The sequence below is a fragment of the Rhodoplanes tepidamans genome (assembly GCF_030813915.1).
Classification (GTDB): domain Bacteria; phylum Pseudomonadota; class Alphaproteobacteria; order Rhizobiales; family Xanthobacteraceae; genus Rhodoplanes; species Rhodoplanes tepidamans.
Genome location: NZ_JAUSUJ010000019.1, coordinates 1 through 25,252, shown reverse-complemented (window position 1 = coordinate 25,252; position 25,252 = coordinate 1). Strand labels below are relative to the sequence as shown.

Genomic DNA, 25,252 nt, shown 5'->3' with positions numbered 1-25,252 from the left:
TCGGAGAAACGCGAAACCGGGCAATGCCGGGGTCGTTCTGCCGCCCCGGCCTGCCGAGCGACATAGTTCGTACATTCTCTTTGTCCGTACATATCTATGTACGTACAACGCCACGACGTCAAGCACCGGTCTTGACGTTTCGACACCGGCGGGTGTCTTGAGCGGAACCGCGCCGCACTGCGCACAGGAGCAAGACTTGGAAACGCGGTACGCCTATGTGGCCCGGGCGATCACGGCGGCGATCGCCGACGGCCGCCACCCCGTCGGCTCGTTCCTGCCCAACGAGATCGATCTCGCGAAGCAGTTCGCGGTGAGCCGGTCGACGGTTCGCGCGGCGATGCAGGAGCTGCAGAATTCGGGGCTGGTCAGCCGGCGCAAGAGCGCCGGAACCCGGGTCGAGGCCCTGCCGGCGGCCACCCGGGCCGGCACCTTCTCGCACACCCTCGGATCGATCGAGGCCGTGCAGCAGTTCGGTGTCGAGACCGAGCGCCGCATCCAGGCGGTCGGCGAGATCGTCGCCGACGACGACCTCGCGGCGCGGCTCGGATGCCGTCCGGGGCAGCGCTGGCTGCGGATCTCCTTCGTCCGGCTGGTCCCCGGCGATGCGACGCAGACGCCGATCTGCTGGACCGACGTCTACATCCACGCCAGCTTCAGCGCCGCCGTGCAGGCCCGGATGGAAGGCCATGTCGCCATCTTCGGGACGCTGCTCGAATCGATCTCCGGTCGCTCGATCAGCGAGATCCGGCAGACCATCACGGCGGTCGGCATCCCGGACGACCTCGCGCCGGTCCTGCGGGCCGCGCCGCAGAGCCACGCGCTGGCGATCCGGCGCCAGTACATCCTGAGCCCCGGCATGCTGGCCGAGGTGTCCCTCAGCATCCATCCGGCCGATCGCTACAGCTACCAGAGCAGCATGAAGCGGCTCGACGCGAACCCGCGTCAGCCCGTGGCGGGCGCCTGACGGCCGGCGCTCCGCCGCCGCATCTCGGCCAGGACGATGTCGGCGGCACGCTCGCTCGGCTGCGCGGTGCCGATCTGCATGATCGCGTCGAGCGTCGCGAACGCCGTGACCTGGCCGCGGCGCTCCGGCGTGTCGGCGAGCAGCGGGGCGAGCGCGGCGGCCAGCGTCTCCGGCGTCGCGGCACGCTGGACCAGCTCCGGCATGACGTTCTCGCCCAGCACCAGGTTGGCCAGCACGATCGAGGGCACCTTGATCATCGCACGGGCGATCAGCTCCTCGATCAGCGGAACCTTGTAGGCGACGACGGTCGGGACGCCGGCGACGGCGAGCTCCAGCGTCACGGTGCCGGAGGCGGCGAGCGCCGCCCGCGCGCCGCGGAACGCCGCCCACTTCTCCTCCGGCGTCGCGACGATGCGGGGCTGCACGCTCCATCCCGCGGTCGCGTCTTTCACGCGCGACGAGAGATGGGGCGGGGTCGGCAGCACGGCGTCGACCGGGCCGCGGCGCTCGACGAGGCGCGCGAGGGCGTCGCCGAACAGCTGCGCGTGGCGGGCCAGCTCGCCGCCGCGGCTGCCCGGCAAGACCAGCAGCACGGGGGGCGACGCCTCGCGCCGCGCGGCCTCCGCGGGTCCGGGCCGCAGCAGCGCCGCCTCGGCGGCGAGCGGATGGCCCACATAGGTGCAGGCCGGCCCGCCGAGCCTCCGGTGCGCCGCCGGCTCGAACGGCAGCAGCGCCAGCACGTGGTCCACATAGGCGGCCATGGCGCGCGCCCGGCCGGGCCGCCACGCCCACACCGACGGCGACACGTAGTCGACGACCGGCAGATCGGGCAGCGCCCGACGCACCCGCTTCGCGACCCGGTGGGTGAACTCCGGACTGTCGACGATGACGAGCACGTCCGGCTTCGCCGCGACGATGGCGTCGGCGGCCGACCCGATCCTGCCCAGCAGCTCCGGCAGCCGGGACAGGATCGCCGTGATGCCGATGATGGCGAGCTCGTCGATCGGGAACAGGCTGTGCAGCCCCTGCCCGATCATGTCGGGCCCGCCGAGTCCGACGAAGCGCGCGTCCGGCACCCGGGCCCGCAGCGCCTGCATCAGGCCGCCGCCGAGCCGGTCGCCCGACGCCTCGGTGGCCACCACGGCGATGGTCGGCCCGGCCGTGCTCATGCGCCCTCCGGAGTCGGGACGCCGACGGCGAACAGGCCGGCCGCGTCGGCGCGCCGCACGACCTCCTGCGGCTCGGCGACGATGACGCCGCCGGCGGCGACCGCGAGGCCGGCGAGGCCGGCACGGGCGACGCCGTCGATCGTGTTCGGCCCGACGGTCGGCATGTCGAAGCGCTGGTCCTGCCCCACCTTGGGCGCCTTCACCAGCACGCCGACGCCGCGCGGCAGCTTGATCCGCCCGATCTCGCGCAGCTCGGCGATCCGGGCCAGCATGCGGTCCGTGCCCTCCGCCGCCTCGACGGCGAGGACGTGGCGGTTCGCCACCACGGCGGCCTGGCCGACGTCGAACGGGCTGGTGGCGGCGAGCAGGCCGAGCCCCAGCGCGATGTCGGCGGCGTCGCGGGCGCCCGGCATGCGGGCCCCGATCGGCCCGGCGGCGGCGAGGATGTCGGGCGCCACCTCGTGGGCGCCGAGCAGCCGGCAGCCGTCGTCCTCGAGCATGCGGCCGAGGCTGGTGAGCAGGTGGTCGTCGCCGCCCCGGAACGCCCGCACGATGCGCGGCAGCACCCGCACGGTCCCCAGGTCGGGCCGCAGCTGCCACAGCGAGGGCCGCAGCAGGATGCCGATGACGACGAGGTCGCGGCAGCCCTCCTGCCGCATCAGCCGCAGGAAGGTCCCGTAGCGGGCGAGCGACAGCCAGTGATGGCGGAACGGCGCGACGACGGCGGGATCGGCCCAGCCCTCGATGGCGAACATGACGACGGGCCGGCCGCCCGCCTCGACCTTGGCGGCGATGTCGCCCGGCAGCCGGCCGCCACCGCAGATCATCGCGAGCGGCCCCTCGGCCGCAGCCCGGCCGGCGGCCGCCGCGGGCCCGCTCACGACGCGACGCGCAGCGCGGCGCGCTTGACCCCCATGGTGAGGGGGCGCGTGCCGCTGCGGATGAAGGCGACGATCTGGCCGATCAGCGGGTCGTCGCCGAGATCGGCGGCGACGAGGTCGAGCCGCTCGCGGAACGTGCCCTCGCCGAAGAACAGCGCCTCGAAGCCGCGATGCACCTTGTGGATGTCGGCCTTGGTGAGGCCGCGCCGCTTCATGCCGACGACGTTGAGGCCGATCAGCTCGGCCGACTGGCCGTGCACGAGCCCGAACGGGATCACGTCGGCCCGCACGCCGGACAGCCCGACGATCATGGCGCCGTCGCCGATGCGGACGAACTGGCGCACCGCCGCCTGGCCGCCGAACACCACGTGGCTGCCGACCTGGACATGGCCGCCCAGCACGGCGTTGTTGGCGAAGGTGACGTGGTCGCCGACCACGCAGTCGTGCCCGACATGCGAGCCGACCATGAAGAAGCAGTGGCTGCCCACCCGGGTGAGGCCGTGGTCGTCCTCGGTCCCGGTGTTCATGGTGACGCCCTCGCGGATGTCGTTGTCGGACCCGACCACCAGGCGGGTCGGCCCGCCGCGGTAGTGGGTCGACTGCGGCGGCGTGCCGAGCGAGGCGAACGGACGGATGACGTTGCGCTCGCCGATCACGGTGTGGCCCGTGATCGCGACATGCGAGACCAGCTTCGTGCCGGCGCCGATCTCGACGTTCGGCCCGATCGTGCAGAACGGGCCGACCTCGACGTCGTCGGCGAGACGGGCTCCGTCCGCGACGCGGGCGCTCGGGTCGATGGAGGGCATTCGGTTCAGGCTCCCGACAGGACGGCGCTGACCTCGGCTTCCGCGACCACCTGGCCGGCGACCTTCGCCTCGCCGCGGAACCACCACATGTTGCGCCGCCTTGAGAGCTTGGTCATGTGGTACTCGATCGTGTCGCCGGGCGTCACCGGCTTGCGGAACTTCGCCTTGTCGATGGTGGTGAAGTAGACCGTGTAGGGCGGCCGGCCGATCTCGCCGGAGAGCACGCAGAGCACGCCGGCGGTCTGCGCCATGCCCTCGATCATCAGGACGCCGGGAAACACCGGCATCTCGGGGAAATGCCCCATGAACTGCGGCTCGTTGAAGGTGACGTTCTTGATGCCGATCCCGAACTCGGCGCCGCGGATGTTGGTCACGCGGTCGACCAGCAGGAACGGGTAGCGGTGCGGCAGCGATCTCATGATGGCCGAGATGTCGGCCGCCTCCAATGTCTTGACAGCCTCGGTCATCGCGGCGTCCTCAATGCCTGTCGTCATCTGATGGATCGGTCTTATCACCGCCGCCACGCGACTGGGCAAGGCGGTTGATGGCGCGCAGCTCGCGCATCCACGCCCTGGCGGGCTTCGCCGGCACGCCGCCCCAGCGCTCGCCGCGCGGGATGTCGCTGTTGACGCCGCTCACCGCGGCGACCTGGGCGCCCTCGCCGATCACCACGTGGTTGTTGACGCCGGCGCGGGCGCCGAGCACCACGTAGTCCTCCAGCACGGCGCTGCCCGAGATCCCGGTCTGGGCGACGATGACGCAATGCCGGCCGATCAGCACGTTGTGGCCGATCTGCACGAGGTTGTCGATCTTGGTGCCCTCGCCGATCACGGTGTCGCGGGTGCCGCCGCGGTCGATGGTGGTGCCGGCGCCGATCTCGACGTCGTTCTGGATGATCACCCGGCGCAGCTGCGGCACCTTCTGGTGGCCGCCCGCCCCCATGACGTAGCCGAACCCGTCCTGGCCGATCCGGCAGCCGGGATGGATGATGACCCGGTCGCCGACCAGCGCGTGGGTCAGCGTGCAGCCGGCCCCGATGGCGCAGTCACGCCCGATGCGCACCCCGGGCCCGACCACCGCGGTCGGCCCGATCACGGTGCCGGTGCCGATCTCGGCCCCCGGCCCGACCACGGCGCCCGGATCGACGACGACGCCGCTCTCCAGCCGCGCCGCCGGATGCACCGAGGCGCCGGGCGAGACGCCCTGGCTGCCGAACAACGAGACCGGCCGCAGGGCCGACGGATAGAGGGCGCGGGCGACGGCCACGAAGGCGCGGTGCGGGTCGCGCACGGTCAGCACCGGCAGGCCGGCCGGCGCCGACGCGGCGAAGCGCGGGGCGATCAGGCAGGCGCCGGCGCGGCTGCGCGGCAGCGCGTCGGCGTAGCGGGGATTTTCCAGGAAGGCGAGGTCGGACGGCCCCGCCTGGTCCAGGGTGGCGACGTCGCGGATCACCCGGTCGAGCGGCGCCCCCGGTCCCGGCTCGGCGCCGGTGAGGCGGGCGATCTCGGCGACGGTGAGCGTGGTCGCGGGCTCGAAGAAGAACGGTTCGCTCATGACGGCGGCGCTGCCCCGGCGCGGCGAGGCCGGGCGCAGGGCTCGAAAGGACGGGAGGAACGGCGATCGGCCGGGCGAAGCATGGCCAGAGGGTTGCCAGTTTCGGCCGGGCCTGACAACGCCGCAGTGGCGGCGGCGCCCCGTTTTTTCCGGGAGGCCGAAATGCGACGCCCGGGGCGACGGCCCCGGGCGCGGAAACCGGGGGCCGGCGGGAGCCGGCCCCGTCAGGTCGGGCGGAGCGTCAGAACTTGGTGCCGCCACCGAACCGGAAGATCTGCTTCTTGTCGTAATCCGCGTAGGTGATCGGATAGGCGAGGTCGAAGCGCAGCGGACCGAAGGGCGAGTTCCAGATTAGGCCGACGCCGACCGACGACCGGATCATGTTGTCGTCGCCGTAGCACGGCACGTTGGCCAGCGGGTTCGTCGGATTCAGAGCCTGGCCCGGGCAGGTCATCACCAGGCCGCGCTCCGCCCACGAGGTCGGGCCCTTGTAGTCGCTCAGCTGGCCGGCGTCCGCGAACACCGCGAGCTTCATGCCGAAGTCCTTCGGGGCGAAGAACAGCGGGGTCTGAACCTCCAGGTTCACGGCCCAGTACATCGAGCCGCCCAGCGCGTCCTGGTTGGTGCCCGGCGTGATGTCGCGCGGGCCCCAGCCGGCGGTCTGGAAGCCGCGCACCAGGTTCGGACCACCCTGGAAGTGGTCGAGCATGCGCAGCTCCTCGCCGCCCCAGCCGGTGGCGAAGCCGCCCTGCACTCGGATCGAGCCGACGACGTCGGGCAGGATCTCGTTGTAGAGCCGGGTGTCGAGCGTGGTCTTCGAGTAGTTCACGTCGCCGCCGACACCGGCGAAATCCTCGTTCAGCGTGACGATCAGGCCGTTGGTCGGGTTCTTGTTGTTGTCGAGCGTGTTGTAGCTGAAGGTCGAGCCCACCGCCGAGACGAAGACCGGGCCGTTGGCGAGCTCGCGCCGCACCGCCAGCGAGGCCTCGCCGTCATTGTAGCAGTTGTAGGTGAACGCCAGGCCGGTCGAAGGATCAATTGCGCCCTGATACTGCGGGGTCGGATAGTACCCGGCAGCGCTGCTCGGCAGACCAGGCGTAACGCCGGGGTTCCAGCAGTTGTTGTAGGCCTGGTCGAGCTCGATCTCCTGCCGGTAGCCGGTGTAGCGCGGCTGGATCGAGAAGTTGTCGGTGATCGGGATGCCCAGCTTGAGGTTACCGCCGATCGTGCTCGAAGTGTAGGAGTAGTAGGACGACGAGGTCGTCTCCTTGCCGAACACGTCGACGCCGAGCGCCAGCCGCTGCCCCATCAGATAGGGCTCGACGAAGGACAGCTCGAAGCCGCGGGCGCGCTCGCCGTACTGCACCGAGGCGCGGGCGACGTGGCCGCGGCCGAGCAGGTTGCGCTCGCCGACACTCACCTCGCCGATGAAGCCGTCCGCCGTCGAGTAGCCGCCGGAGACCGAGAACTCGCCGGTCGACTGCTCTTCCACGTCGACGTTCACGACCACCCGGTCGGGCGCCGAGCCGGGCTCGTTGGTGATGCGGACGGTCTTGAAGTAGTTGAGGTTCTTGATTCGCCGCTCGGCCCGGTCGACGAGCGCGCGGTTGTAGGCGTCGCCTTCGACGATGTCGAACTCGCGCCGGATCACGTAGTCGCGGGTGCGGGTGTTGCCGCGGATGTTGATCCGCTCGATGTAGGCCCGCTGCCCCTCCTCCATCACGTAGACGACGTTGACGAGGCGGGCGTTGAAGTCACGGTCGCCGCGCGGCCGGATCGACGCGAACGGATAGCCGAGCTTGGCGACCTCGACGGTGAGGTCCTCGACCGACTTCTCGACCGCGTCGGCGTTGTAGACGCCGCCCGACTTGGTCTTGAGCCGGCCGCGCAGCCGCTCGACGTCGATGTTGCGCACCGACGACTGGATCTCGACCGAGCCGAACTTGTAGCGCTCGCCCTCGTCGATCGTGAAGGTGATGACGAAGCCCTTGCGGGACGGGTCGTACTGGGAGATCGCCGAGACGACGCGCACGTCGGCGTAGCCGCTGCGCAGGTAGAAGCGGCGGATCAGGTCGCGGTCGACCTCGACCCGGTCCGGATCGAAGATGTCGTTGCTCTTCAGCCACGACAGCCAGTTGGTCTCGCCGGTCTTGATGACGTCCTTCAGGCGCCAGTCGGAATACGCCTTGTTGCCGACGAACTCGATCTTGGCGATGCCGGTCTTGGCGCCCTCGTCCACCTCGAAGACGAGGTCGACGCGGCCGTTCGGCAGCTCGATGATCTTCGGCTCGACGCGGACGTCGTAGCGGCCGGAGCGCTGATAGATGTCGACGATGCGCTGGGTGTCGCCCTGCACCACGGCCCGCGAGAAGGTGCCGCGCGGCCGGGACTGGATCTCGGTGGAGAGCTGCTCGTCCTTGAGCTTCCGGTTGCCCTCGAAGGCGACCCGGTTGATCACCTGGTTCTCGACGACGGTGACGACGATTCGGCCACCCGACGGGGTGATGCGCACGTCCTCGAACAGGCCGGTTGCGTAGAGGGCCTTCAGGGCCTGGTCGAGCTTCGCGGCATCGAGCCGCTCGCCCGGGCCGACCCGGAAGTAGGACCTGATGGTATCGGCCTCGACGCGCCGATTACCCTCGACGACGATCTGCGACGCCGACTGCGCGAGCACAGGCGTGACCGTAGCGGTCGCGACCACCCCCGCCGTGAACGTCTGAGCGACCATCAAGGCGATCGCAGCGAACGTCCGATTTGCCTTCAACCCCAGTGCCATACGCTATGGGCCCCCAAAAGAATCCCCACCACCGCCCGTCGCGATCGATTCCGTCTTCGCTTGTATCGGCTTTGGTTCCCCCTGCAAACAGAGAGTCTCCCCAGGCTCTCCATTTGGCCGCCGTCAGTGGCCTCGACGTCACACATTGTGGCGGACTTGTGCGCACATTATGACGAGGCCAAGTGCAGGATATCGTTAAAGGTTGCGAAAATCATGAGCATGATGACCAGGGCGAAGCCGATGCGGAAGCCGACCTCCTGGGCCCGCTCCGACAACGGCCGGCCGCGCACCGCCTCGATCGCGTAGAACATGAGGTGCCCGCCGTCGAGCAGCGGCACCGGAAACAGGTTCAGGAGCCCGATCGACACCGACAGCACGGCGGCGAGGTGCAGCAGCGCCACGAATCCCACGGTCGCCACCTGCCCGGACACCTGGGCGATGCGAATCGGCCCGCCGAGCTGGTCGGCGCTCTCCCGGCCGACCACGATCCCGCCGATGTAGCCGAGCGTCCGCTCGACGATGAACCAGGTCTCCGCCGCGCCCATGCCGACCGCCGCGAGCGGCCCGACCGACTCGGTCTTGACGTCGCCGGGCGCCATCGAGCGCGAGATGCCGAGCACCCCCATGCGGTGGACGTTGCCGAAATTGTCCTTCACCTCCCGCAGCGTCGGCACGACCGGCAGGGTCAGCAGGGCGCCGCCGCGGTCGACCTCGACCCGCAGCGTCTGGCCGGCGGCGCCGCTGACGATGCGCTGCATCTCGGAGAAGCTGTCGATCCGCCGGCCGTCGATCGCCCGGACGATGTCGCCGACCGCGAAGCCGGCCGCCTCGGCGGCGCTGCCGGCCTGGATCGAATCGACCCGCGGGGTCGTGGTCTGCTTGCCGTGGAACATGAAGATCCCGGCGAAGATCACGATGGCCAGAACGAAATTCGCCAGCGGGCCGGCGACGACCACGGCCGCCCGCGCCGCCACCGACTGGCCCGGGAAGGTCTGCCGGCGCTCGGCCTCGGAGAGGCCGGACAGCGCGTCCTGGTCGGGCACGCTGGCCGCGTTCTCGTCGCCGTAGAACTTGACGTAGCCGCCGAGCGGGATCGCCGCGAGCTTCCAGCGGGTGCCGCTGCGGTCGTCGAAGCCGACGATCTCGGGCCCGAAGCCGATCGAGAAGGTCAGCACCCTGATCCCGTTCCACTTGGCGATCAGGTAGTGGCCGAGCTCGTGGAAGAACACCACGATGGTCAAAACGAAAAGGAACGGAACGAGATAGCCAACAAAGCCGAGGCCGAGATCGTTCAGCGACGCAAGCAGATTCGATCCCATCACGACCTCGCGCAGGGGTTGCCGACCGGATGCGCCGGTCACCATTCGTTAATGCTAGTAGAATGCCTTTGCGGCGATTTCCGGCAAGAGGCCGTGCGCCAAAGTTCGCGCGGTATGGTCAACGTCGAGGGCCTCCTCGGGATCGACCGGCTCGCGCAGGACGCCGCGGGACGCGCTGGCGTCGAGCGTCGCCTCGACCAGGGCCGAGATGTGCGGGAAGCCGATCTTGCGGTCGAGGAAGGCGGCGACCGCGATCTCGTTGGCGGCGTTCAGCACGGTCGGAGCGCCCTGCCCGGTCGCCAGCGCCGCCTTGGCGAGCCGCAGCGCCGGGAACCGGGTCTCGTCCGGCTCCTCGAAGGTCAGGTTGGCGAGCTTGTCGAAGGACAGGCGCGTCGCCCCGTCCATCCGGGCCGGCCAGGCGAGGCAGTGGGCGATCGGCACCCGCATGTCGGGCGGGCCGATCTGGGCCACCATCGAGCCGTCGATGAACTCGACGCCGCCGTGCACGATCGACTGCGGATGGACCAGGACGTCGATTTCGTCGGGGCCCGCCTCGAACAGGTGGTGGGCCTCGATGATCTCCAGGCCCTTGTTCATCATGCTGGCCGAGTCGATGGTGATCTTCGGTCCCATCGACCAGTTGGGATGCTTGAGCGCCTCCTCGACGGTCGCCCGGCGGATCTGCTCGATCGACCAGGACCGGAACGGGCCGCCCGAGGCGGTGAGGATGATGCGCTTCACGTCGGCGCGCCGGCCGGAGGCCATCGACTGGAACACGGCGTTGTGCTCGGAATCGACCGGCAGGACGGTGGCGCCGGCCGCCGCGGCACGGCGCATGAACAGGGTGCCGGCGCAGACCAGGCACTCCTTGTTGGCGAGCGCCACGATCGCCCCGCGGTCGGCGGCCGCCAGCGTCGGCTTCAGGCTCGCCGCCCCGGTGATGGCGGCCATCACCCAGTCGGCCGGGCGGCGCGCCGCCTCGACCAGGGACTCGGGCCCGGCGCCGGCCTCGATGCCGCTGCCCGACAGTTCGCGCTTGAGCTCGTCGTAGAGGGCCGGGTCGGCGACCGCGGCGAACCGGGCCCCGAGCGCGCGGGCGAGCGCGGCCAGCGCGACGGCGTTCTTGGCCGCCGTCACGGCCTCGACCCGGTAGCGGTCGGGCGCCCGGCGGATCAGGTCGACCGTGCTCGAGCCGATCGAGCCGGTGGCGCCGAGCAGCGTGACGCTGCGCTCCACCGGGGCCACGGCCGGCGTCACGTCAATGGGAACGGGGCTCATCGCGATACACCAGAACAATCACCAGACCAGCAATCCCTGCGCCGCACCGTCGAGGCCGCCGCGCATCGCCCCGAGCAGGGCGGCGGCGCCGGCGGCGGCCAGGAAGCCGTCGAGCCGGTCCATCAGACCGCCATGCCCCGGAATGATCCGGCTGGAATCCTTGACGCCGAAGCGCCGCTTGACGGCCGACTCGAAGAGATCGCCGGCCTGCGAGACACAGGACAGTACCAAGCCCAGGACCGCCACGGCGAGGAGATTCGGCACCCCGGCGACGGCTGCGACCAGAAGCCCGGCCACGACCCCGCCGACCGCCCCGGTGACGCCGCCCGACCACGTCTTGCCCGGGCTGATCGACGGCGCGAGCTTCGGCCCGCCGATGGCGCGGCCGCCGAAATAGGCGAGCACGTCGGTCGCCCACACCACGGCGAACAGGACGAAGATGGCGACGACCCCGAAGGACGGGTCGGCGCGCAGCACCGCCGGGCCGGCCAGCACCAGGCCGGCATAGACGAGCCCGCCGACGCACCAGGCCCGCCGCTCGCGGACCGCGACCGCCATCAGGGCGACGCCGCCGGCCAGCACCAGCACGGCGAGCCCGGGCCGCCCGGTGCCGGCGACCAGCCCGGCGAAGGCCAGCACCCCGGCCCCGATCGCCTGCGGCAGGCGCGGCGCCCGCAGGATCTCCGACGACCACTCCCAGTGCACGCCGATCGCCGCGATCGCCCAGAACAGGACGAACGGCCAGCCGCCGACCAGCACGGCCGCGATGGCGAGCGGCGCCAGCACGACGGCGGAGACGACGCGGATCAGCGTGTCGCTGCGCTTCTCGCTGCGTTTCTCGGCGGATGGTTCGCCCGGCCTCGCCGGGGCCGGGGCGTCATGGGACACGGTCAGGTTCCGGCTCCCGCCGCCGCCAGCCCGCCGAACCGGCGCTCGCGCCGCCGGTACTCGGCGATCGCGCCCTCGAGGGCGGCCTGGTCGAACTCGGGCCAGTAGAGCGGCACGAACACCAGCTCGCTGTAGGCGGCCTGCCACAACAGGAAATTGGACAGCCGCTGCTCGCCGCTGGTGCGGATGATGAGGTCGGGGTCGGGCAGATCGGGGGCGTCGAGACGGGACGCGATCAGCTCGGCCGTGATCGCCTCGGGCGCGAGGCGGCCGGCCGCCACCTCGGCGGCGAGCCGCTGGGCGGCGCGGGCGATCTCCTGGCGCGAGCCGTAGTTGAAGGCGACGACGAGGACGAGGCCGGTGTTGTCGCGGGTCAGATCCTCGGCCTCGCGCAGCAGGCCGGCGATGCTCGGATCGAGGGTCGACCGCTCGCCGATCACCCGGACCTTCACGTTGCTCTCGTGGAGGTCGACGAGGTCGTTGCGGATGAAGCGGCGCAGCAGCCCCATCAGGTCGCTGATCTCGGACGGCGGGCGCGACCAGTTCTCCGAGGAGAACGAGAAGATGGTGAGGATGCCGATGCCGAGCTCGCCGGCCGCCCGCACGGTGCGGCGCAGCGCCTCGACGCCGCGCCGGTGTCCCTCGCGCCGCGGCAGGCCGCGCTGCGCCGCCCAGCGCCCGTTGCCGTCCATGATGACGGCGACGTGGCGGGGGGCGCCGCGACCGCTCGCGGTCGCGTCGAGCACCGCCTCCGGGGCGGATGTGGACATGGCGAGGCTCCGGGCGTCCAAGGTCACACCGTCATCCGTACCGCCGCATCACACCGTCATGATCTCTTTTTCCTTGGCGGCGAGCGTGTGGTCGATGTCGGTGATGGTCTGGTCGGTGGCCTTCTGGACCTCCTCCGACATGCGGTCGTGCTCGTCGCGGCCGATCTTGCCGTCCTTGTCGAGCTTCTTGAGGAGCTCCATGCCGTCGCGGCGGACGTGGCGGACCGCGACCCGCGCCGTCTCGGCGTATTTGTGCGCGACCTTGACCAGCTCCTTGCGGCGCTCCTCGTTGAGCTCCGGCACGCGCAGGCGGATCACCTGGCCTTCGGTGTTCGGGGTGAGCCCGATATTGGCGGCGACGATCGCCTTCTCGACCGCGTGGACGGCCGACTTGTCCCACACCTGGACGCTGATCAGCCGCGGCTCCGGCACGCTGATCGAGGCGAGCTGGTTGAGCGGCATGTGGCTGCCGTAGACCTCCGCCTGGACGTGATCGAGCAGCGCCGTCGAGGCGCGGCCGGTCCGCAGCCCGCCGAGCTCCTGCTTGAGCATCTGCACGGCGCCCTGCATGCGGCGCTTCAGTTCGTTGATGTCGTAGGTTTCGGCTGTCATCGACACTTCTCCAGAAGCGACGGCACTGCACCCGAGCGGGACTCGGATCCTTCGGGCGCGCCGCTCGCAATCAACCCAATGGTCGTCACGCGTCCGGTCTTCGCAATTCCGGCCTTCACGACTCCGGTCGCCGAACCCGTGCCGGACGGCACGTCAGCCACCGACGATCGTGGCGCGACCGGTTCCTCGCAAGACCGATTCGACGGCCCCGGGCTCGCGGATCGAGAACACGATGATAGGGATGCGATGGTCCCGGGCAAGGGAAAACGCGGTCAGATCCATGACGCCGAGCCGCTTGCCGAGCGCCTCGTCGAAGCCGAGACGCTCGTATCGCGTCGCGGTCGGATCCGTCTTCGGGTCGGCGCTGTAGACGCCGTCCACGTTGGTCGCCTTGAGCACCGCCTCGGCGCCCATCTCGGCGGCGCGCAGCACCGCCGTCGTGTCGGTGGTGAAGAACGGATTGCCGGTGCCGCCGGCGAACAGCACGATGCGGCCGTCGTCGAGATGGCGGCGCGCGGCGCGGCGCTCGTAGGTCTCGCAGACCTGCGGCATGGCGATCGCCGAGACGGTACGGGCGGGCGCGCCGAGCCGCTCGATCGCCGACTCCAGCGCCAGCGCATTCATCACGGTCGCCAGCATTCCCATCACGTCGGCGATGGTGCGGTCGGCCCCGTGGCTGGCCGCCGTGGCGCCGCGCAGCAGATTGCCGCCGCCGACCACCACCCCCAGCGTCACGCCCGTCGCCCGGGCGGCGACCAGGTCGGCCGCGTAGCAGTCGACCGTGGCCTGGTCGATCCCGTGCGGCTCGGCGCCGCTCAGCGCCTCGCCCGACAGCTTGACGATGACCCGCCGGTAGCCTGCCGCCGTCATGTGATGCTCTCCCACGGCCGATCGCTGGTCTGGCGACGCCGTGCGGCGGCGCGGCCCGCGGGCCCGCCGCCGCACGCGACGGTGGAGAGGGTCAGCCCTGCCCGGCCGCGGCCGCGACCTCGGCCGCGAAGTCGCTCTCCTTGCGCTCGATGCCCTCGCCGAGGGCGTAGCGCACGAAGCCGGTCACCTTGATCGCGCTGCCGACCTTGCCCTCGGCCTCCTTGAGGGCCTGGGCGACGCTCTTGCCGGTGTCGTGGATGTAGGGCTGATCGAGCAGGCAGACCTCCTTGTAGAAGGTCTTGATGCCGGACTCGACGATCTTCTCGATCACCTTGTCGGGCTTGCCCTGCTGACGCGCCTTGTCGGCGATCACTTCCTTCTCGCGCGCGACGACGACCGGGTCGACGCCGGCCTCGTCCACGGCCTGCGGGTTGGAGGCGGCGATGTGCATGGCGACCAGACGGCCGAGCGCGGTCAGCTCGTCGGCGCTGCCGGCCGACTCGAGCGCGACGATCACGCCGATCTTGCCGAGGCCCTCGCCGACCGAGGCGTGCACGTACTGGCCGATGACGCCCTGCGACACCTCGACGCCGGCGGCGCGGCGCAGCGTCATGTTCTCGCCGATGGTGGCGATCGCCGACGACAGCGCCTCGGCGATGGTGGTCTCGCCGACCTTGGCGGCCGCGATCGTCTCGACGTCGGTGCCGACGTCGAGCGCCACCTGGGCGACCATGCGCACCAGGCCCTGGAACAGGTCGTTGCGGGCGACGAAGTCGGTCTCCGAGTTGACCTCGACGACGACGCCCTTCTTGCCCTTCACGGCGACGCCGATCAGGCCCTCGGCGGCGACGCGCCCGGCCTTCTTGGCGGCCTTGGCGAGGCCCTTCTTGCGCAGCCAGTCGACCGCCGCCTCGAGGTCCCCGTTGGTCTCGCCGAGCGCGGCCTTGCAGTCCATCATGCCCGCGCCGGTCTTGTCGCGGAGCTCTTTCACCAATGAAGCGCTGATGTTCGCCATGTCGAATTGTCCTCTGGACGGGACGCTCGCGGGCCCGGTCGGCGACCGGACCCGTCCGGCCGCGCCGGACCCGGGCATCCACGACTAACTTGACGCCACCGTGACGGATAGGGGGCGCGGCGGCGCGAACGGTCGAAGGCGGCGCGGGCCCCTGCCCGGCGCCGCCGTCGCTGTCACTCGGCCTCGGCGCTCAGTTCCTTGGCCTTGGCGATCCACTTCTCGACCCGGCCCGGCAGGCCGACCGCGTCGCCGACATGGCTGGCCGCGTCGGGGCCGAAGGCGGCGATCTGCCAGTAGTGGAAGATGCCGAGGTCGTTGAGCTTGCGCTCGATCGCCGGCGACACGCCGGTGAGCTTCTTGAGGTCGTCGGCGACGCCGCGCGGCCCGGAGAGCTGCTCGTAGCCGACGCCGCCGGGCGCCGCCGTCTCGGACGGCAGGTCCTCGACGATCGGGGTCTCGGCCTCGCCGATGTCGATGCCGGCCTCGCCGTGGGCGCGCGAGATGCCGTCGATGGCGGCGCGCGAGACGAGATCGCAGTAGAGGCTGATGGCGCGGCCGGCGTCGTCGTTGCCGGGCACGATGTAGGTGATGCCGTCCGGATCGCAGTTGGTGTCGACGATCGCGGCCACCGGGATGCCGAGGCGCTTGGCCTCCTTGATCGCGATGTCCTCCTTGTTGGTGTCGATCACGAACAGGAGGTCGGGCAGGCCGCCCATGTCCTTGATGCCGCCGAGCGCCCGGTCGAGCTTGTCGCGCTCGCGGGTGAGCGTCAGCCGCTCCTTCTTGGTGTAGGCCTGGGCCTCGCCGGAGGCGAGCATCTCGTCGAGCTTGCGCAGCCGCTTGATCGACTCCGAGATGGTCTTCCAGTTGGTCAGCGTGCCGCCGAGCCAGCGCGAGTTGACGTAGTACTGGGCGCAGCGCTTGGCGCTCTCGGCGACGATCTCCTGGGCCTGGCGCTTGGTGCCGACGAACAGGATGCGGCCGCCGCGGGCGACCGTGTCGCTGATGGTCTGCAGCGCCCGGTGCATCAGCGGCACCGTCTGGGCGAGGTCGATGATGTGGATGTTGTTGCGGGCGCCGAAGATGTACTCCTTCATCTTCGGGTTCCAGCGATGCGACTGATGGCCGAAATGGACGCCAGCTTCGAGCAGCTGGCGCATGCTGTAATCGGGCAGCGCCATTGATAGTTCTCCGGTTTTTCCTCCGCGGATCGTGTGGACCCGGCCGACCCTGCCCTCAGCGGGAAGGGTCGCCCGACAGCCACCGGACGGCACGAAGCCTGAGAATCCGCGTGTGAGATGGCGCGCTTATAGGGGCGCGGGGGCCGGAATGCAACGGCCGACGGGCGATGCGCCGCCGCCCGGGCGCCGGTCAGGCGGCGAGCCGGCCGGCCTCGGGGGCGAGGAGGATGTCTTCCAGCGGGTCCTCGAAGGCCGCCGCCCCGGCCGCGGTGGCGAGGGCCGCCGCGCGGGCCGCCCGGCGGACGGCGCGGGCCTCGGCGAGCGCCATGCGCATGGCGAGCCGGGCGCGTTCGAGGAGGTCGTCGCGCCGCACGGCGCGCTCGCGCAGCGCGACGAGGTCGTCGATCGGGATGCCGGCGGCGACCAGGGCGCGGTCGAAGGACGGCTGGTCGTCGTGGACCAGCACGAGCACCAGGGCGAGGTCGCGCTGCAGCCGGCGCGGCAGCGACCGGTAGTTGCGGGTGCGATGGCGCTCCAGCACGGCCTGGGCGATGCCGGCGAAGGCGGCCTGCGCCACCGCGTGCTCCGGCGACCGCAGCTTCGGCGCGGCCGCATGGAAGGCATCGATCACGGCGACGGACTTCGCGGTCGTTCGCTTGAAGAACATGCGGCCCTCGTCGGTGGCGCGACGGGACCATGATTTCGCCGAAGCGGTTAACGAGCGGTTACCCGACACCGATATTGTCGGCGACGTCCATGACATGCTTAGCATTCCACTAGCGCGACACGGCCGCAGGACCGGCCGGCCCGCGAGAGGACAGCGTGCGCATCCATTCGGCCGCCATCGTGTATTTCGACGCCGTGCGGCGGGCCGGCTCGATCCGCGAGGCGGCCCGCCGGCTCAACGTCGCCTCCTCGGCCGTCAACCGGCAGATCGTCAAGCTCGAGGCCGAGATCGGCGCGCCGCTGTTCGAGCGGCTGCCGGCCGGGCTGAAGCTCACCGCGGCCGGCGAGGCGATCGCCCGCCACGCTCTCGTGGTGCTGCAGGACCTCGAACGCGCCCGCTCCGACATCGAGGGGCTGCGCGGCGCCCGCGCCGGCCACATCGCCGTCAGCACCGTGGAGGGCGTGTGCGGCGCCCTGCTGCCCGAGGTGATCGGCACGCTGCGGGCGCGCGCACCGCGCGTCACCATCGCGGTGTCGACCATGGGGTCGTTCGCGATTCCCGACGCCATCGCGGCCGGCGACGCCGACGTCGGGGTCGCCTTCGCGCTGCGCCGGGCGCCGGAGCTGCGCCAGGTGGCGGTGAGCCGGTTCAAGCTCGGCGCCATCGTGCCGCCGGACCACCCGCTGGCGAGCCGCAGGACCGTCAGCCTCGCCGCCTGCCTCGACCACCCGATCATCCTGGCGACGCCCGAGCTCTCCATCAACCAGCTGCTCGGGCCGGCGCTCGCCCGCCTGCCCCGCTCGTTCGAGCCCTGCGTCACCGCCTCGTCGATCGAGCTGATGCGCGAGCTCGCCGAGCGCGGCGCCGGCATCGCGTTCCAGACCCGGATCGGCCTCGAGCGCCAGCTCGCCGACGGCCGGCTCGTCCACGTGCCGCTCGACAATGGCGGGCCGGTGTGGAGCGACCTCGGCGTCTATGTCCGGGCCGGCCGCTCGCTGCCCGCCGTGCTGGATCTCTTCCTGCAGATCCTCGCCGGGGCGCTCGCCGCCCGCGAGCAGCTGGAGAACGCCCGAGGCTGATGCCGTTTCGGCATCGGCCCGAGGCCATTTCTCTTCTTTCGCGAACGCTGCGCCGCCGCTTAGGGTTTTCCCGTACCCACGGAGGAGACCTCGACATGGCGGCCACCCTCGACGCCGTACGCGTCGCCGACGCGCAACTGCCCATCATCGACGCCACCGGCCTCAGCTCGTCGCGCCCGGAGGACCGCGCCGCGGTCGGCGCCGCGCTGCGCGCCGCCTGCCTCGACAAGGGATTCTTCTACGTCATCGGGCACGGCGTGCCGCAGGGCCTGATCGCTGCCGTGCTGGCCGAATCCAAGGCGTTCTTCGACCAGCCGATGGCGCGCAAGCAGGCGGTCGACATGGCGCTGTCCTTCTGCAACCGCGGCTACGAGCCGCTGAAGGCGCAGACGCTCGAGCCCGGCGCCCCGCCCGACCTCAAGGAGGGCTTCTACATCGGCCCCGACCTGCCGCTCGACGACCCGCGGGTCGCCGCGAGGCGGTTCAACCGCGGCCCCAACCAGTGGCCCGCCGACCTGCCCGGCTTCCGCCCGACCATGCAGGCCTATTTCGCAGCGATGCTCGATCTCGGCGCCCGGCTGATGCGCGGCATCGCCCTGTCGCTCGATCTGCCGGAGAACCACTTCGCGGTGTTCGACCGCGACCCGCTGGCGACGCTGCGGCTCCTGCACTATCCGCCGCAGCCGGCCAACGCCGCCCCGGGCGAGAAGGGCTGCGGCGCCCACACCGACTTCGGCAGCCTGACGCTGCTGCTGCAGGGCGACGTCGGCGGCCTGCAGGTGTGGGACGAGGCGGCCGGCACCTGGATCCACGCCCCGCCGATCCCCGGCGCCTACGTGGTCAATCTCGGCGACCTGATCGCCCGCTGGACCAACGGCCGCTATCGCTCGACGCTCCATCGAGTCGTCAACGTGTCGGGCCGCGAGCGCTACTCGGTGCCGTTCTTCTACACCGGCAATCCGGACCAGCCGATCGAATGCATCCCGACCTGCCTGGCGGCCGGCGAGACGCCCACATACGCGCCGACCACGGTCGAGGCGCATCTGAAGGACATGTACGCCCGGACCTACGCGTGAGGGCCGTCGCCGGCGCGGCCGCCCCCGCGCGCCAGCATCCGACGGACGCCGATCCGGTGCTGCTGATCCACGGCGCCTGGCAGGGCGCCTGGGCGTGGGACGCCTTCGTGCCGGAGCTCGCCGCCGCCGGTCTCGCCTTCGAGGCGATCGACCTGCCCGGCAACGGCACGACGCCGGCGCCCCGGCCGGTGTCGCTCGATCTCTATGTCGAGCACGTGCGGGCGGCGATCGCCCGCCGCGGCCGGCCGGTGTCGCTGGTCGCCCATTCGGGCGGCGGCCTCGTCGCCTCGCAGGTGGCGGAGGCCGATCCCGACGGCGTCGCGCGCATCGTCTACGTCGCCGGCATGATGCTGCCCGACGGCATGGCCTATGCCGATCTGGTGCGCGACGTGATCGCCGAGCATCCCGAGGCCGCAGGCATCGGGCCGCATCTCGTGTGGTCGGCGGACCGCGCGAGCAGCACGGTGCCGGAGGCGGCGGCGCTCGCCTTCTTCTATCACGACTGCGACGCCGCGGCGGCCCGCAGCGCGGCGCGACAGCTCACCGCCCAGCCGGAGGGCGGCCGCGCCGTGCGGCCGCGCCTCACCGCCGCGCGCTTCGGCCGCGTGCCGCGCCTCTATGTCGAGGCGACCGCCGACCGCTCCGTGGTCCCGATCTTGCAGCGCCGGATGCAGGCGCTGGTGCCGGGCGCCGCCGTGGTGTCGCTGCCCACCGGGCACGCGCCACAGCTCGTGGCGCCGCGGCTGCTGGCGGAGGCGATCGTGCCGTTTCTCACGACGACGACCGCGGCGGCGGACCGCCGCGCCGACGACTTCACCGCCCAAGACTTCACCGCCCAAGACTTCACGACCCGAGACTTCACGACCCGAGACTTCGCCCCCGACGACTTCGCCGCCAAGGCTCCACAGCGAGAGAGGACTCCATGACAGGCAGACTGACCCGGATCACCGTGCTGGCGCTGTCGCTGGCCGTGCTGCTCGGCACCCCCGGCCGGGCCGCCGAAAAGGTCACCTTCATGATCGACTGGCTGCCGGCCGGCGACAAGGCGGTGCCCTATCTCGGGGTGAAGAAGGGCCTGTTCGCCGCCGAGGGCCTCGAGGTGACGATCCAGAGCGGCCGCGGCTCGAGCGACGTCGTCACCAAGCTCGGCACCGGCGCGGCCGACATCGGCACCGGCGGGCTCGCCGCGCTGCTGCAGGCCAAGGCCGAGACGAACGTGCCCGTGAAGGCCGTGTACGCGATCTACACCAAGCAGGCCGACGCGATCTTCACCACCGAGGGCTCCGGCATCACCAGCCTGAAGGACGTCGCCGGCAAGAAGATCGCGACCGCGACCTTCTCGTCCTCCAACGTGGCGTGGCCGCTGGTGCTGCGCGCGAACGGCATCGATCCGGCGAGCGTCCAGATGCTGAAGGTCGATCCCGGCGCGCTCGCCCCCATGCTGGCGGCCGGCCAGGTCGTCGCCACCATCAACTGGGTGACGGTCGCCGCCGCCTTCGAAGGGCCGGTCGGCGAGGCGAAGAAGAAGCTCGTGGTGCTGCCGTGGTCGAACTACGGCTATGACGGCTACGGCCTGTCGCTGTTCGTCTCCGAGAAGATGCTCAGGGACCGCCCCGCCGTCGTGAAGAAGTTCGTCAAGGCCTATGCCGAGGCGACCCGGATGGCGATCGCCGACCCGAAGGCCGCGGCCGAGGCCCTCAAGGCGATGGTGCCGGAGATCGACGTCGCCACCGCCGAGAAGCAGTTCGTCTCGTCGATCCCGCTGATGGTCAACGACGTCTCCAGGCGCGACGGCGACGGCGCCTTCGACGCCAAGCTCCTGAAGACGTCCTGGGAGTGGGTGGCGAAGGCCCAGAACCTGCCGCTCGACAAGCTCGACCCCGAGACCGCGGTGGACCGCGCCGCGGCGAAGTGAGCGGCCGTGCTCACGGCGGCCGGTCGCGGCCGCCGTGACCCGCGACCGTATCGTGCCGTTGCCGAGGGATCGGTCGCCGTCATTCCGGGGCGAGTGCCGCAGGCACTCGAACCCGGACTCCAGCGGCAAGCTCCGTGGTCGCGGCTGGAGTCCGGGTTCGGCGCTGCGCGCCGCCCCGGAATGACCACCGAACCGATCAGCCGGATCCCGTCTCTCGTCGATCACGAAAGGACCGACCATGCAGCCCCCGGTGATCTCCTTCAAGCGACTGGGCCAGGTCTTCGAGACCGCGGCCGGGCGCGCCGTCACGGCGCTCGACGGCGTCTCGTTCGACATCGGCCGGCACGAGTTCGTCGCCGTGCTCGGGCCGTCGGGCTGCGGCAAGTCCACGCTGCTGCGGCTGATCGCCGGCCTGATCGCGCCGACCCGCGGATCGGTCGAGATCTGGGGCATGCCGGTGACCGAGCCGCGCGACGAGATCGGCATCGTGTTCCAGCGCCCCACCCTGCTGCCGTGGTTCGACGTGCTCGGCAACGTCACGTTCCCGATGCGCCACAAGTACGGGCGGGTGGGCGAGGCGGAACGGGCGCGGGCCCGCGAGCTCCTCGCGCTCGTCGACCTCGCCGACTTCGCCGACAAGCGCATCGACGAGCTCTCCGGCGGCATGCAGCAGCGCGTCGCGATCGCCCGCGCCCTGCTGCTCGATCCCGACATCCTGCTGATGGACGAGCCGTTCTCGGCGCTCGACGCGCTCACCCGCGACGAGATGAGCTTCGAGCTCCTGCGCATCTGGTCGGAGCGGCCGAAGACCGTGCTGTTCATCACCCATTCGATCCCCGAGGCGGTGCTGCTCGCCGACCGCATCGTGGTGATGACGCCGCGTCCCGGCCGCGTGCGGGAGATCCTCGACGTGCCGCTGCCGCGCCCGCGCTCCCTCGCCACCCTGACGGATCCGACCTTCCATGCGCTCGCCGATCACATCCGCGGCACCCTCTTCTCCCGCCCCGCCGCCGCCTGAGGCCGCCATGAGCGACACCACCGCAGCCGCTCCCGAGACGACCCTTCCCGAGACCGACGCCGCGCCGACGGCGCCGGCCGCGGGCGTGGGGACGACACTCCTCGCCTGGCTCGACCGCTTCGCGCCGGCGCTCGCCTTCGCGGCCGCGCTCGCCGTGTGGGAGGCCGCGACGTGGGTGTTCGCCATCCCGTCCTTCCTGCTCCCCGCCCCCAGCGCCATCGTGGCGGCCGGCCTCGCGACGCCGGCCGAGGTCTGGCTCGGCCACATCTGGGCGACGCTGCGGGTGGCGCTGATGGGATACCTGCTCGCCATCGCCGTGTCGGTGCCGCTCGCCGTGGCGCTCGCCTCGTCGCGGCTGCTGTCGCGCACCCTCTATCCGATGCTGGTCGTGGTGCAGTCGACCCCGATCGTCGCGGTGGCGCCGATCATCGTGGTGACGCTCGGCGCCTCCGACCTGCCGCGCGTCGTCATCACGTTCCTGATCACGTTCTTCCCGATCGTCGTCTCGACCGTGACGGGCCTGCTGTCGACACCGGAGGAGCTGATCGAGCTGTCGCGCTCGCTGCGCGCCGGGCGCAGCCGCGAGATCCTCCACATCCGCCTGCCCTACGCGGTGCCGCACCTGGTCTCGGCCCTGAAGATCTCGACCACGCTCGCGGTGATCGGCGCCGTGGTGGCCGAGTTCGTCGCCGCCGAGCGCGGGCTCGGCTTCTTCATCCTGTTCTCGACCTCGTTCTTCAAGATCCCGGCCGCCTTCGCCGGGCTCGTCGTGCTGGTGGCGATCAGCCTGGCGCTGTTCCGCCTGGTCGGGCTGGCGCAGAAGATGCTGGTGCCGTGGTCGCTCCCGAAGTCGGAGCGATGAACCGGAGCGACGACATGAGCGACGATGCCACGGGCGCCGCCCTGCCCGAACTCGACCACGAGGGGTTCCTGCGCCGGGCCTTCGACGTCGCCCGCCGCTCGCGCGACGGCGGCGACCATCCGTTCGGCGCCATCCTGGTCGGCCCCGACGGCCGCGTGCTGATGGAGCAGGGCAACGGCTACACGGCCGAGGGCCGGGACATGACGGCGCATGCCGAGCGTCTGCTGGCGAGCCGCGCCTCGCGGGCGCACCCGCCGCGGTTCCTCGCGACCTGCACGCTCTACACCTCGGCCGAGCCCTGCGCGATGTGCGCCGGCGCCATCTACTGGGCCGGCATCGGCCGCGTCGTCTACGGCCAGAGCGAGCGCCACCTCAAGGCGCAGACCGGCGACCACCCGGAGAACCCGACGCTCGACCTGCCCTGCCGCACCGTCTTCGCGGCCGGCCAGCGGCCCGTCACGGTCATCGGCCCGCTGCTGGAAGACGAAGCCGCCGCCCTGCAGGACGGGTTCTGGGCGACCGAGGGCTGAGCCGGCACGGCGGTGAGGTCAGGACCGGGCGGCTTCGGTGTCCTCCACCACCACCTCGCCGTCGGCGAGACGGACCCGCATGCCGTCGAAGGCCGGCTCGACGCCGGCCGGCAGGTAGGCCTTCAGCTCCTCGTAGTCGAGGTCGCTGTGCAGGTTGGTGAGGATGGCGCGCTTCGGCTTCAGGCGGTCGATCCAGGCGAGCGCCTGGTCGACCGAGAAGTGGCTGACATGCGGCTTCCAGCGCAGCGCGTCGACGATCCACAGGTCGAGCCCCTCCAGCATGGCGGCGCTCTCCTCCGGCATGTTCACGAGGTCGCTCGAATAGGCGAGCCCGCCGAACCGGAAGCCGAGCGAGGGGATGTCGCCGTGGTCCTGGAGGAAGGGCAGCGCCGTCACCGGGCCGCCCTTCCCGGCGATGGTCACCGGCTCGCCGGGCGCGATGCGGTGCTCGTTGGCGATCGGCGGATAGGCGCTGCCGGGCGGCGTGACGAAGCAGTAGCCGAAGCGCGCGAACATCACCCGCCAGGTCGGCTCGTCGAGATAGAGGTCGAGCCGGCGGCGCATGTGCATGAACAGGCCGCGCAGGTCGTCGATGCCGTGGGTGTGGTCGGCGTGCTCGTGGGTGTAGAGGACGCCGTCGAGCCAGTCGACGTCGGCGTCGAGCAGCTGGTCGCGCAAATCCGGGCCGGTGTCGACCAGCACGCGGGTCTTCCCCTCGGCCGCCCGGCGCTCGACCAGGATCGAGCAGCGCCGCCGCCGGTTGCGCGGATTCGCCGGGTCGCACACGCCCCACCCGAGCGCCGGCCGCGGCACCCCGCCCGACGAGCCGCAGCCGAGGATCGTGACCGTGAGCGTCATGCCACCTCCGAAAACCGCAATGTCGTCATTCCGGGGCGCGCCGAAGGCGCGAACCCGGAATCCAGCCACTCGCACCGCGCTCTCCGCCGGATTCCGGGTTCGCCGCTGCGCGGCGCCCCGGAATGACCGGAGAAAACCGTCGACGTCATATCACGCCGCCGCCTCCGCGGGCCGCGGTGTCTTCGAGAACAGCCGGAAGAAGTTCTCGGTGGTCTGCGCCGCGAACGCCTCCGGCGTCACGCCGCGCGTCTCGGCCAGCACGCGCGCCGTCTCCCCCACATAGGCCGGCTCGTTGCGCTTGCCGCGGAACTTTCCGGGCGCCAGATACGGCGCGTCGGTCTCCACCAGGATGCGGTCGGCCGGGATGTCGGCGGCCAGCGCCCGCAGCTCCTCGGACTTCTTGAACGTCACGATGCCGGTGAACGAGACGTAGTGACCGAGCTCGATCGCCCGGAACGCGAGCGCGCGGCCGCCCGTGTAGCAGTGCAGCACCGCGACGAACGGCCCCTTGGCGGCCTCCTCCTCCAGCATGCGCTGCATGTCGGCGTCGGCCTCGCGGGTGTGGATCACCAGCGGCAGGCCGGTTCTCCGCGCCGCCTCGACATGGATCAGGAAGCTCTTCGCCTGCAGGTCGCGCGGCCCGTAGTCGTAGAAGTAGTCGAGCCCGGCCTCGCCGATCGCCACCACCTTCGGATGCGCCGCGCGTGCGAGCAGATCGTCCAGCGTGACGTCGGTCTCCTCGGCGACATGGTGCGGATGGGTGCCGACCGAGCAGACCACGTCGTCGTAGCGCCCGGCGATGGCGAGCAGCGCGTCGTGCCGGCGCACGCGCGTGGAGATCGACACCATCCGCCCCACCCCGGCGGCGCGGGCCCGGGCGACGATCCCGTCGAGATCGTCGGCGAAGTCGGGGAAGTCGAGATGGCAGTGGCTGTCGACGAGCATTCCGGGACTCTTCATCTGATCCGCGGCACGGGCCGAAACCCTCTCCCCTCGTGGGAGAGGGTGGGTCCTCGGGCAGCGAGGAACCGGGTGAGGGGGCGCTCCACGACCTCCGAGCTTGCGGGACGGGCGGCCCCCCCCCCCCCCCCCCCCCCGGGCCCCCCCCCCCCCCCGCGGGGGGGGGGGGGGGGGGGCGGGGCCGGGGCGCGCGCGCGGGGGGAC

The 25,252-nt window shown here is 71.4% G+C and carries 25 protein-coding genes; 8 read left to right on the top strand and 17 right to left on the bottom strand.

Annotated features, from left to right (window positions below; translation table 11 throughout):
- The first annotated feature begins 196 nt into the window (after nucleotides 1-196).
- Entirely contained in the window at nucleotides 197-964 is a 768-nt protein-coding gene (locus J2S22_RS21035) for a GntR family transcriptional regulator (RefSeq protein ID WP_272777263.1), read from the top strand.
- Here J2S22_RS21035 and lpxB read toward each other — a convergent pair.
- The 15 genes from lpxB to J2S22_RS20960 form a co-directional block, all read right to left on the bottom strand.
- Nucleotides 943-2,133: a lipid-A-disaccharide synthase gene (gene lpxB, locus J2S22_RS21030; RefSeq protein ID WP_272777262.1), complete on the bottom strand. Its 1,191-nt coding sequence runs from the start codon at nucleotides 2,131-2,133 to the stop codon at nucleotides 943-945. The genes J2S22_RS21035 and lpxB overlap by 22 nt on opposite strands.
- Nucleotides 2,130-2,960: an LpxI family protein gene (locus tag J2S22_RS21025; protein WP_272777261.1), complete on the bottom strand. Its 831-nt coding sequence runs from the start codon at nucleotides 2,958-2,960 to the stop codon at nucleotides 2,130-2,132. Before J2S22_RS21025 ends, lpxB begins: the two co-directional genes overlap by 4 nt.
- A gap of 50 nt (nucleotides 2,961-3,010) precedes the next feature.
- Nucleotides 3,011-3,820, bottom strand: coding sequence for an acyl-ACP--UDP-N-acetylglucosamine O-acyltransferase (lpxA, locus tag J2S22_RS21020; protein WP_272777260.1), 810 nt, complete (start codon nucleotides 3,818-3,820; stop codon nucleotides 3,011-3,013).
- 5 nt (nucleotides 3,821-3,825) lie between these two features.
- Nucleotides 3,826-4,287, bottom strand: a complete 462-nt coding sequence (fabZ, locus tag J2S22_RS21015) for a 3-hydroxyacyl-ACP dehydratase FabZ (RefSeq protein ID WP_272777259.1) — start codon at nucleotides 4,285-4,287, stop codon at nucleotides 3,826-3,828.
- A gap of 10 nt (nucleotides 4,288-4,297) precedes the next feature.
- Complete coding sequence (lpxD, locus tag J2S22_RS21010; protein ID WP_272777258.1) at nucleotides 4,298-5,374, bottom strand: UDP-3-O-(3-hydroxymyristoyl)glucosamine N-acyltransferase; 1,077 nt, start codon at nucleotides 5,372-5,374, stop codon at nucleotides 4,298-4,300.
- 241 nt (nucleotides 5,375-5,615) lie between these two features.
- Nucleotides 5,616-8,150 carry an outer membrane protein assembly factor BamA gene (bamA, locus tag J2S22_RS21005; RefSeq protein ID WP_370878230.1) on the bottom strand — a complete coding sequence of 845 codons (2,535 nt, stop codon included), beginning with the start codon at nucleotides 8,148-8,150 and terminating at the stop codon, nucleotides 5,616-5,618.
- A 167-nt stretch (nucleotides 8,151-8,317) separates the two neighbouring features.
- Nucleotides 8,318-9,469, bottom strand: a complete 1,152-nt coding sequence (locus J2S22_RS21000; protein ID WP_272777256.1) for a M50 family metallopeptidase — start codon at nucleotides 9,467-9,469, stop codon at nucleotides 8,318-8,320.
- Between the two features lie 54 nt (nucleotides 9,470-9,523).
- The gene (dxr, locus tag J2S22_RS20995) at nucleotides 9,524-10,747 is read right to left on the bottom strand and encodes a 1-deoxy-D-xylulose-5-phosphate reductoisomerase (RefSeq protein ID WP_272777255.1); all 1,224 of its coding nucleotides are present in this window, start codon (nucleotides 10,745-10,747) and stop codon (nucleotides 9,524-9,526) included.
- An 18-nt stretch (nucleotides 10,748-10,765) separates the two neighbouring features.
- Entirely contained in the window at nucleotides 10,766-11,635 is an 870-nt protein-coding gene (locus J2S22_RS20990; RefSeq protein WP_272777254.1) for a phosphatidate cytidylyltransferase, read from the bottom strand.
- 2 nt (nucleotides 11,636-11,637) lie between these two features.
- Nucleotides 11,638-12,405 (bottom strand): isoprenyl transferase, encoded by a 768-nt coding sequence (locus tag J2S22_RS20985; RefSeq protein WP_272777253.1) that lies wholly within the window; start codon nucleotides 12,403-12,405, stop codon nucleotides 11,638-11,640.
- A 48-nt stretch (nucleotides 12,406-12,453) separates the two neighbouring features.
- Nucleotides 12,454-13,017: a ribosome recycling factor gene (gene frr, locus J2S22_RS20980; RefSeq protein WP_272777252.1), complete on the bottom strand. Its 564-nt coding sequence runs from the start codon at nucleotides 13,015-13,017 to the stop codon at nucleotides 12,454-12,456.
- A gap of 153 nt (nucleotides 13,018-13,170) precedes the next feature.
- Complete coding sequence (pyrH, locus tag J2S22_RS20975) at nucleotides 13,171-13,887, bottom strand: UMP kinase (RefSeq protein ID WP_272777251.1); 717 nt, start codon at nucleotides 13,885-13,887, stop codon at nucleotides 13,171-13,173.
- A 91-nt stretch (nucleotides 13,888-13,978) separates the two neighbouring features.
- Nucleotides 13,979-14,902, bottom strand: coding sequence for a translation elongation factor Ts (gene tsf / locus J2S22_RS20970; RefSeq protein ID WP_272780773.1), 924 nt, complete (start codon nucleotides 14,900-14,902; stop codon nucleotides 13,979-13,981).
- 173 nt (nucleotides 14,903-15,075) lie between these two features.
- Nucleotides 15,076-16,083 (bottom strand): 30S ribosomal protein S2, encoded by a 1,008-nt coding sequence (locus J2S22_RS20965; RefSeq protein WP_272780774.1) that lies wholly within the window; start codon nucleotides 16,081-16,083, stop codon nucleotides 15,076-15,078.
- A gap of 190 nt (nucleotides 16,084-16,273) precedes the next feature.
- Entirely contained in the window at nucleotides 16,274-16,750 is a 477-nt protein-coding gene (locus tag J2S22_RS20960) for a hypothetical protein (protein ID WP_272780775.1), read from the bottom strand.
- Between the two features lie 155 nt (nucleotides 16,751-16,905).
- Between J2S22_RS20960 and J2S22_RS20955 the strand changes: the two genes are divergently transcribed.
- The 7 genes from J2S22_RS20955 to J2S22_RS20925 all read left to right on the top strand — a co-directional run bounded on the left by J2S22_RS20955 (nucleotide 16,906) and on the right by J2S22_RS20925 (nucleotide 23,230).
- Nucleotides 16,906-17,829, top strand: a complete 924-nt coding sequence (locus J2S22_RS20955; protein WP_272780776.1) for a LysR family transcriptional regulator — start codon at nucleotides 16,906-16,908, stop codon at nucleotides 17,827-17,829.
- Nucleotides 17,830-17,924: 95 nt separating this feature from the next.
- Nucleotides 17,925-18,905: an isopenicillin N synthase family dioxygenase gene (locus J2S22_RS20950; RefSeq protein WP_272780777.1), complete on the top strand. Its 981-nt coding sequence runs from the start codon at nucleotides 17,925-17,927 to the stop codon at nucleotides 18,903-18,905.
- The gene (locus J2S22_RS20945; protein ID WP_272780778.1) at nucleotides 18,902-19,831 is read left to right on the top strand and encodes an alpha/beta fold hydrolase; all 930 of its coding nucleotides are present in this window, start codon (nucleotides 18,902-18,904) and stop codon (nucleotides 19,829-19,831) included. The genes J2S22_RS20950 and J2S22_RS20945 overlap by 4 nt, the downstream gene beginning before the upstream one ends.
- Nucleotides 19,828-20,820, top strand: a complete 993-nt coding sequence (locus J2S22_RS20940; protein ID WP_272780779.1) for an ABC transporter substrate-binding protein — start codon at nucleotides 19,828-19,830, stop codon at nucleotides 20,818-20,820. The genes J2S22_RS20945 and J2S22_RS20940 overlap by 4 nt, the downstream gene beginning before the upstream one ends.
- 238 nt (nucleotides 20,821-21,058) lie before the next feature.
- Nucleotides 21,059-21,838 carry an ABC transporter ATP-binding protein gene (locus J2S22_RS20935; RefSeq protein ID WP_272780780.1) on the top strand — a complete coding sequence of 260 codons (780 nt, stop codon included), beginning with the start codon at nucleotides 21,059-21,061 and terminating at the stop codon, nucleotides 21,836-21,838.
- 7 nt (nucleotides 21,839-21,845) lie between these two features.
- Complete coding sequence (locus J2S22_RS20930) at nucleotides 21,846-22,700, top strand: ABC transporter permease (RefSeq protein WP_272780781.1); 855 nt, start codon at nucleotides 21,846-21,848, stop codon at nucleotides 22,698-22,700.
- A gap of 14 nt (nucleotides 22,701-22,714) precedes the next feature.
- Nucleotides 22,715-23,230, top strand: a complete 516-nt coding sequence (locus tag J2S22_RS20925; RefSeq protein ID WP_272780782.1) for a nucleoside deaminase — start codon at nucleotides 22,715-22,717, stop codon at nucleotides 23,228-23,230.
- An 18-nt stretch (nucleotides 23,231-23,248) separates the two neighbouring features.
- Here the strand turns inward: J2S22_RS20925 and J2S22_RS20920 are convergent, their stop codons facing one another.
- Both J2S22_RS20920 and J2S22_RS20915 read right to left on the bottom strand, forming a co-directional pair.
- Nucleotides 23,249-24,088 (bottom strand): MBL fold metallo-hydrolase, encoded by an 840-nt coding sequence (locus tag J2S22_RS20920; RefSeq protein ID WP_272780783.1) that lies wholly within the window; start codon nucleotides 24,086-24,088, stop codon nucleotides 23,249-23,251.
- Nucleotides 24,089-24,238: 150 nt separating this feature from the next.
- On the bottom strand, nucleotides 24,239-25,033 hold the full coding sequence (locus J2S22_RS20915; RefSeq protein WP_272780784.1) for a TatD family hydrolase: 795 nt from the start codon (nucleotides 25,031-25,033) through the stop codon (nucleotides 24,239-24,241).
- Nucleotides 25,034-25,252 lie beyond the last annotated feature (219 nt).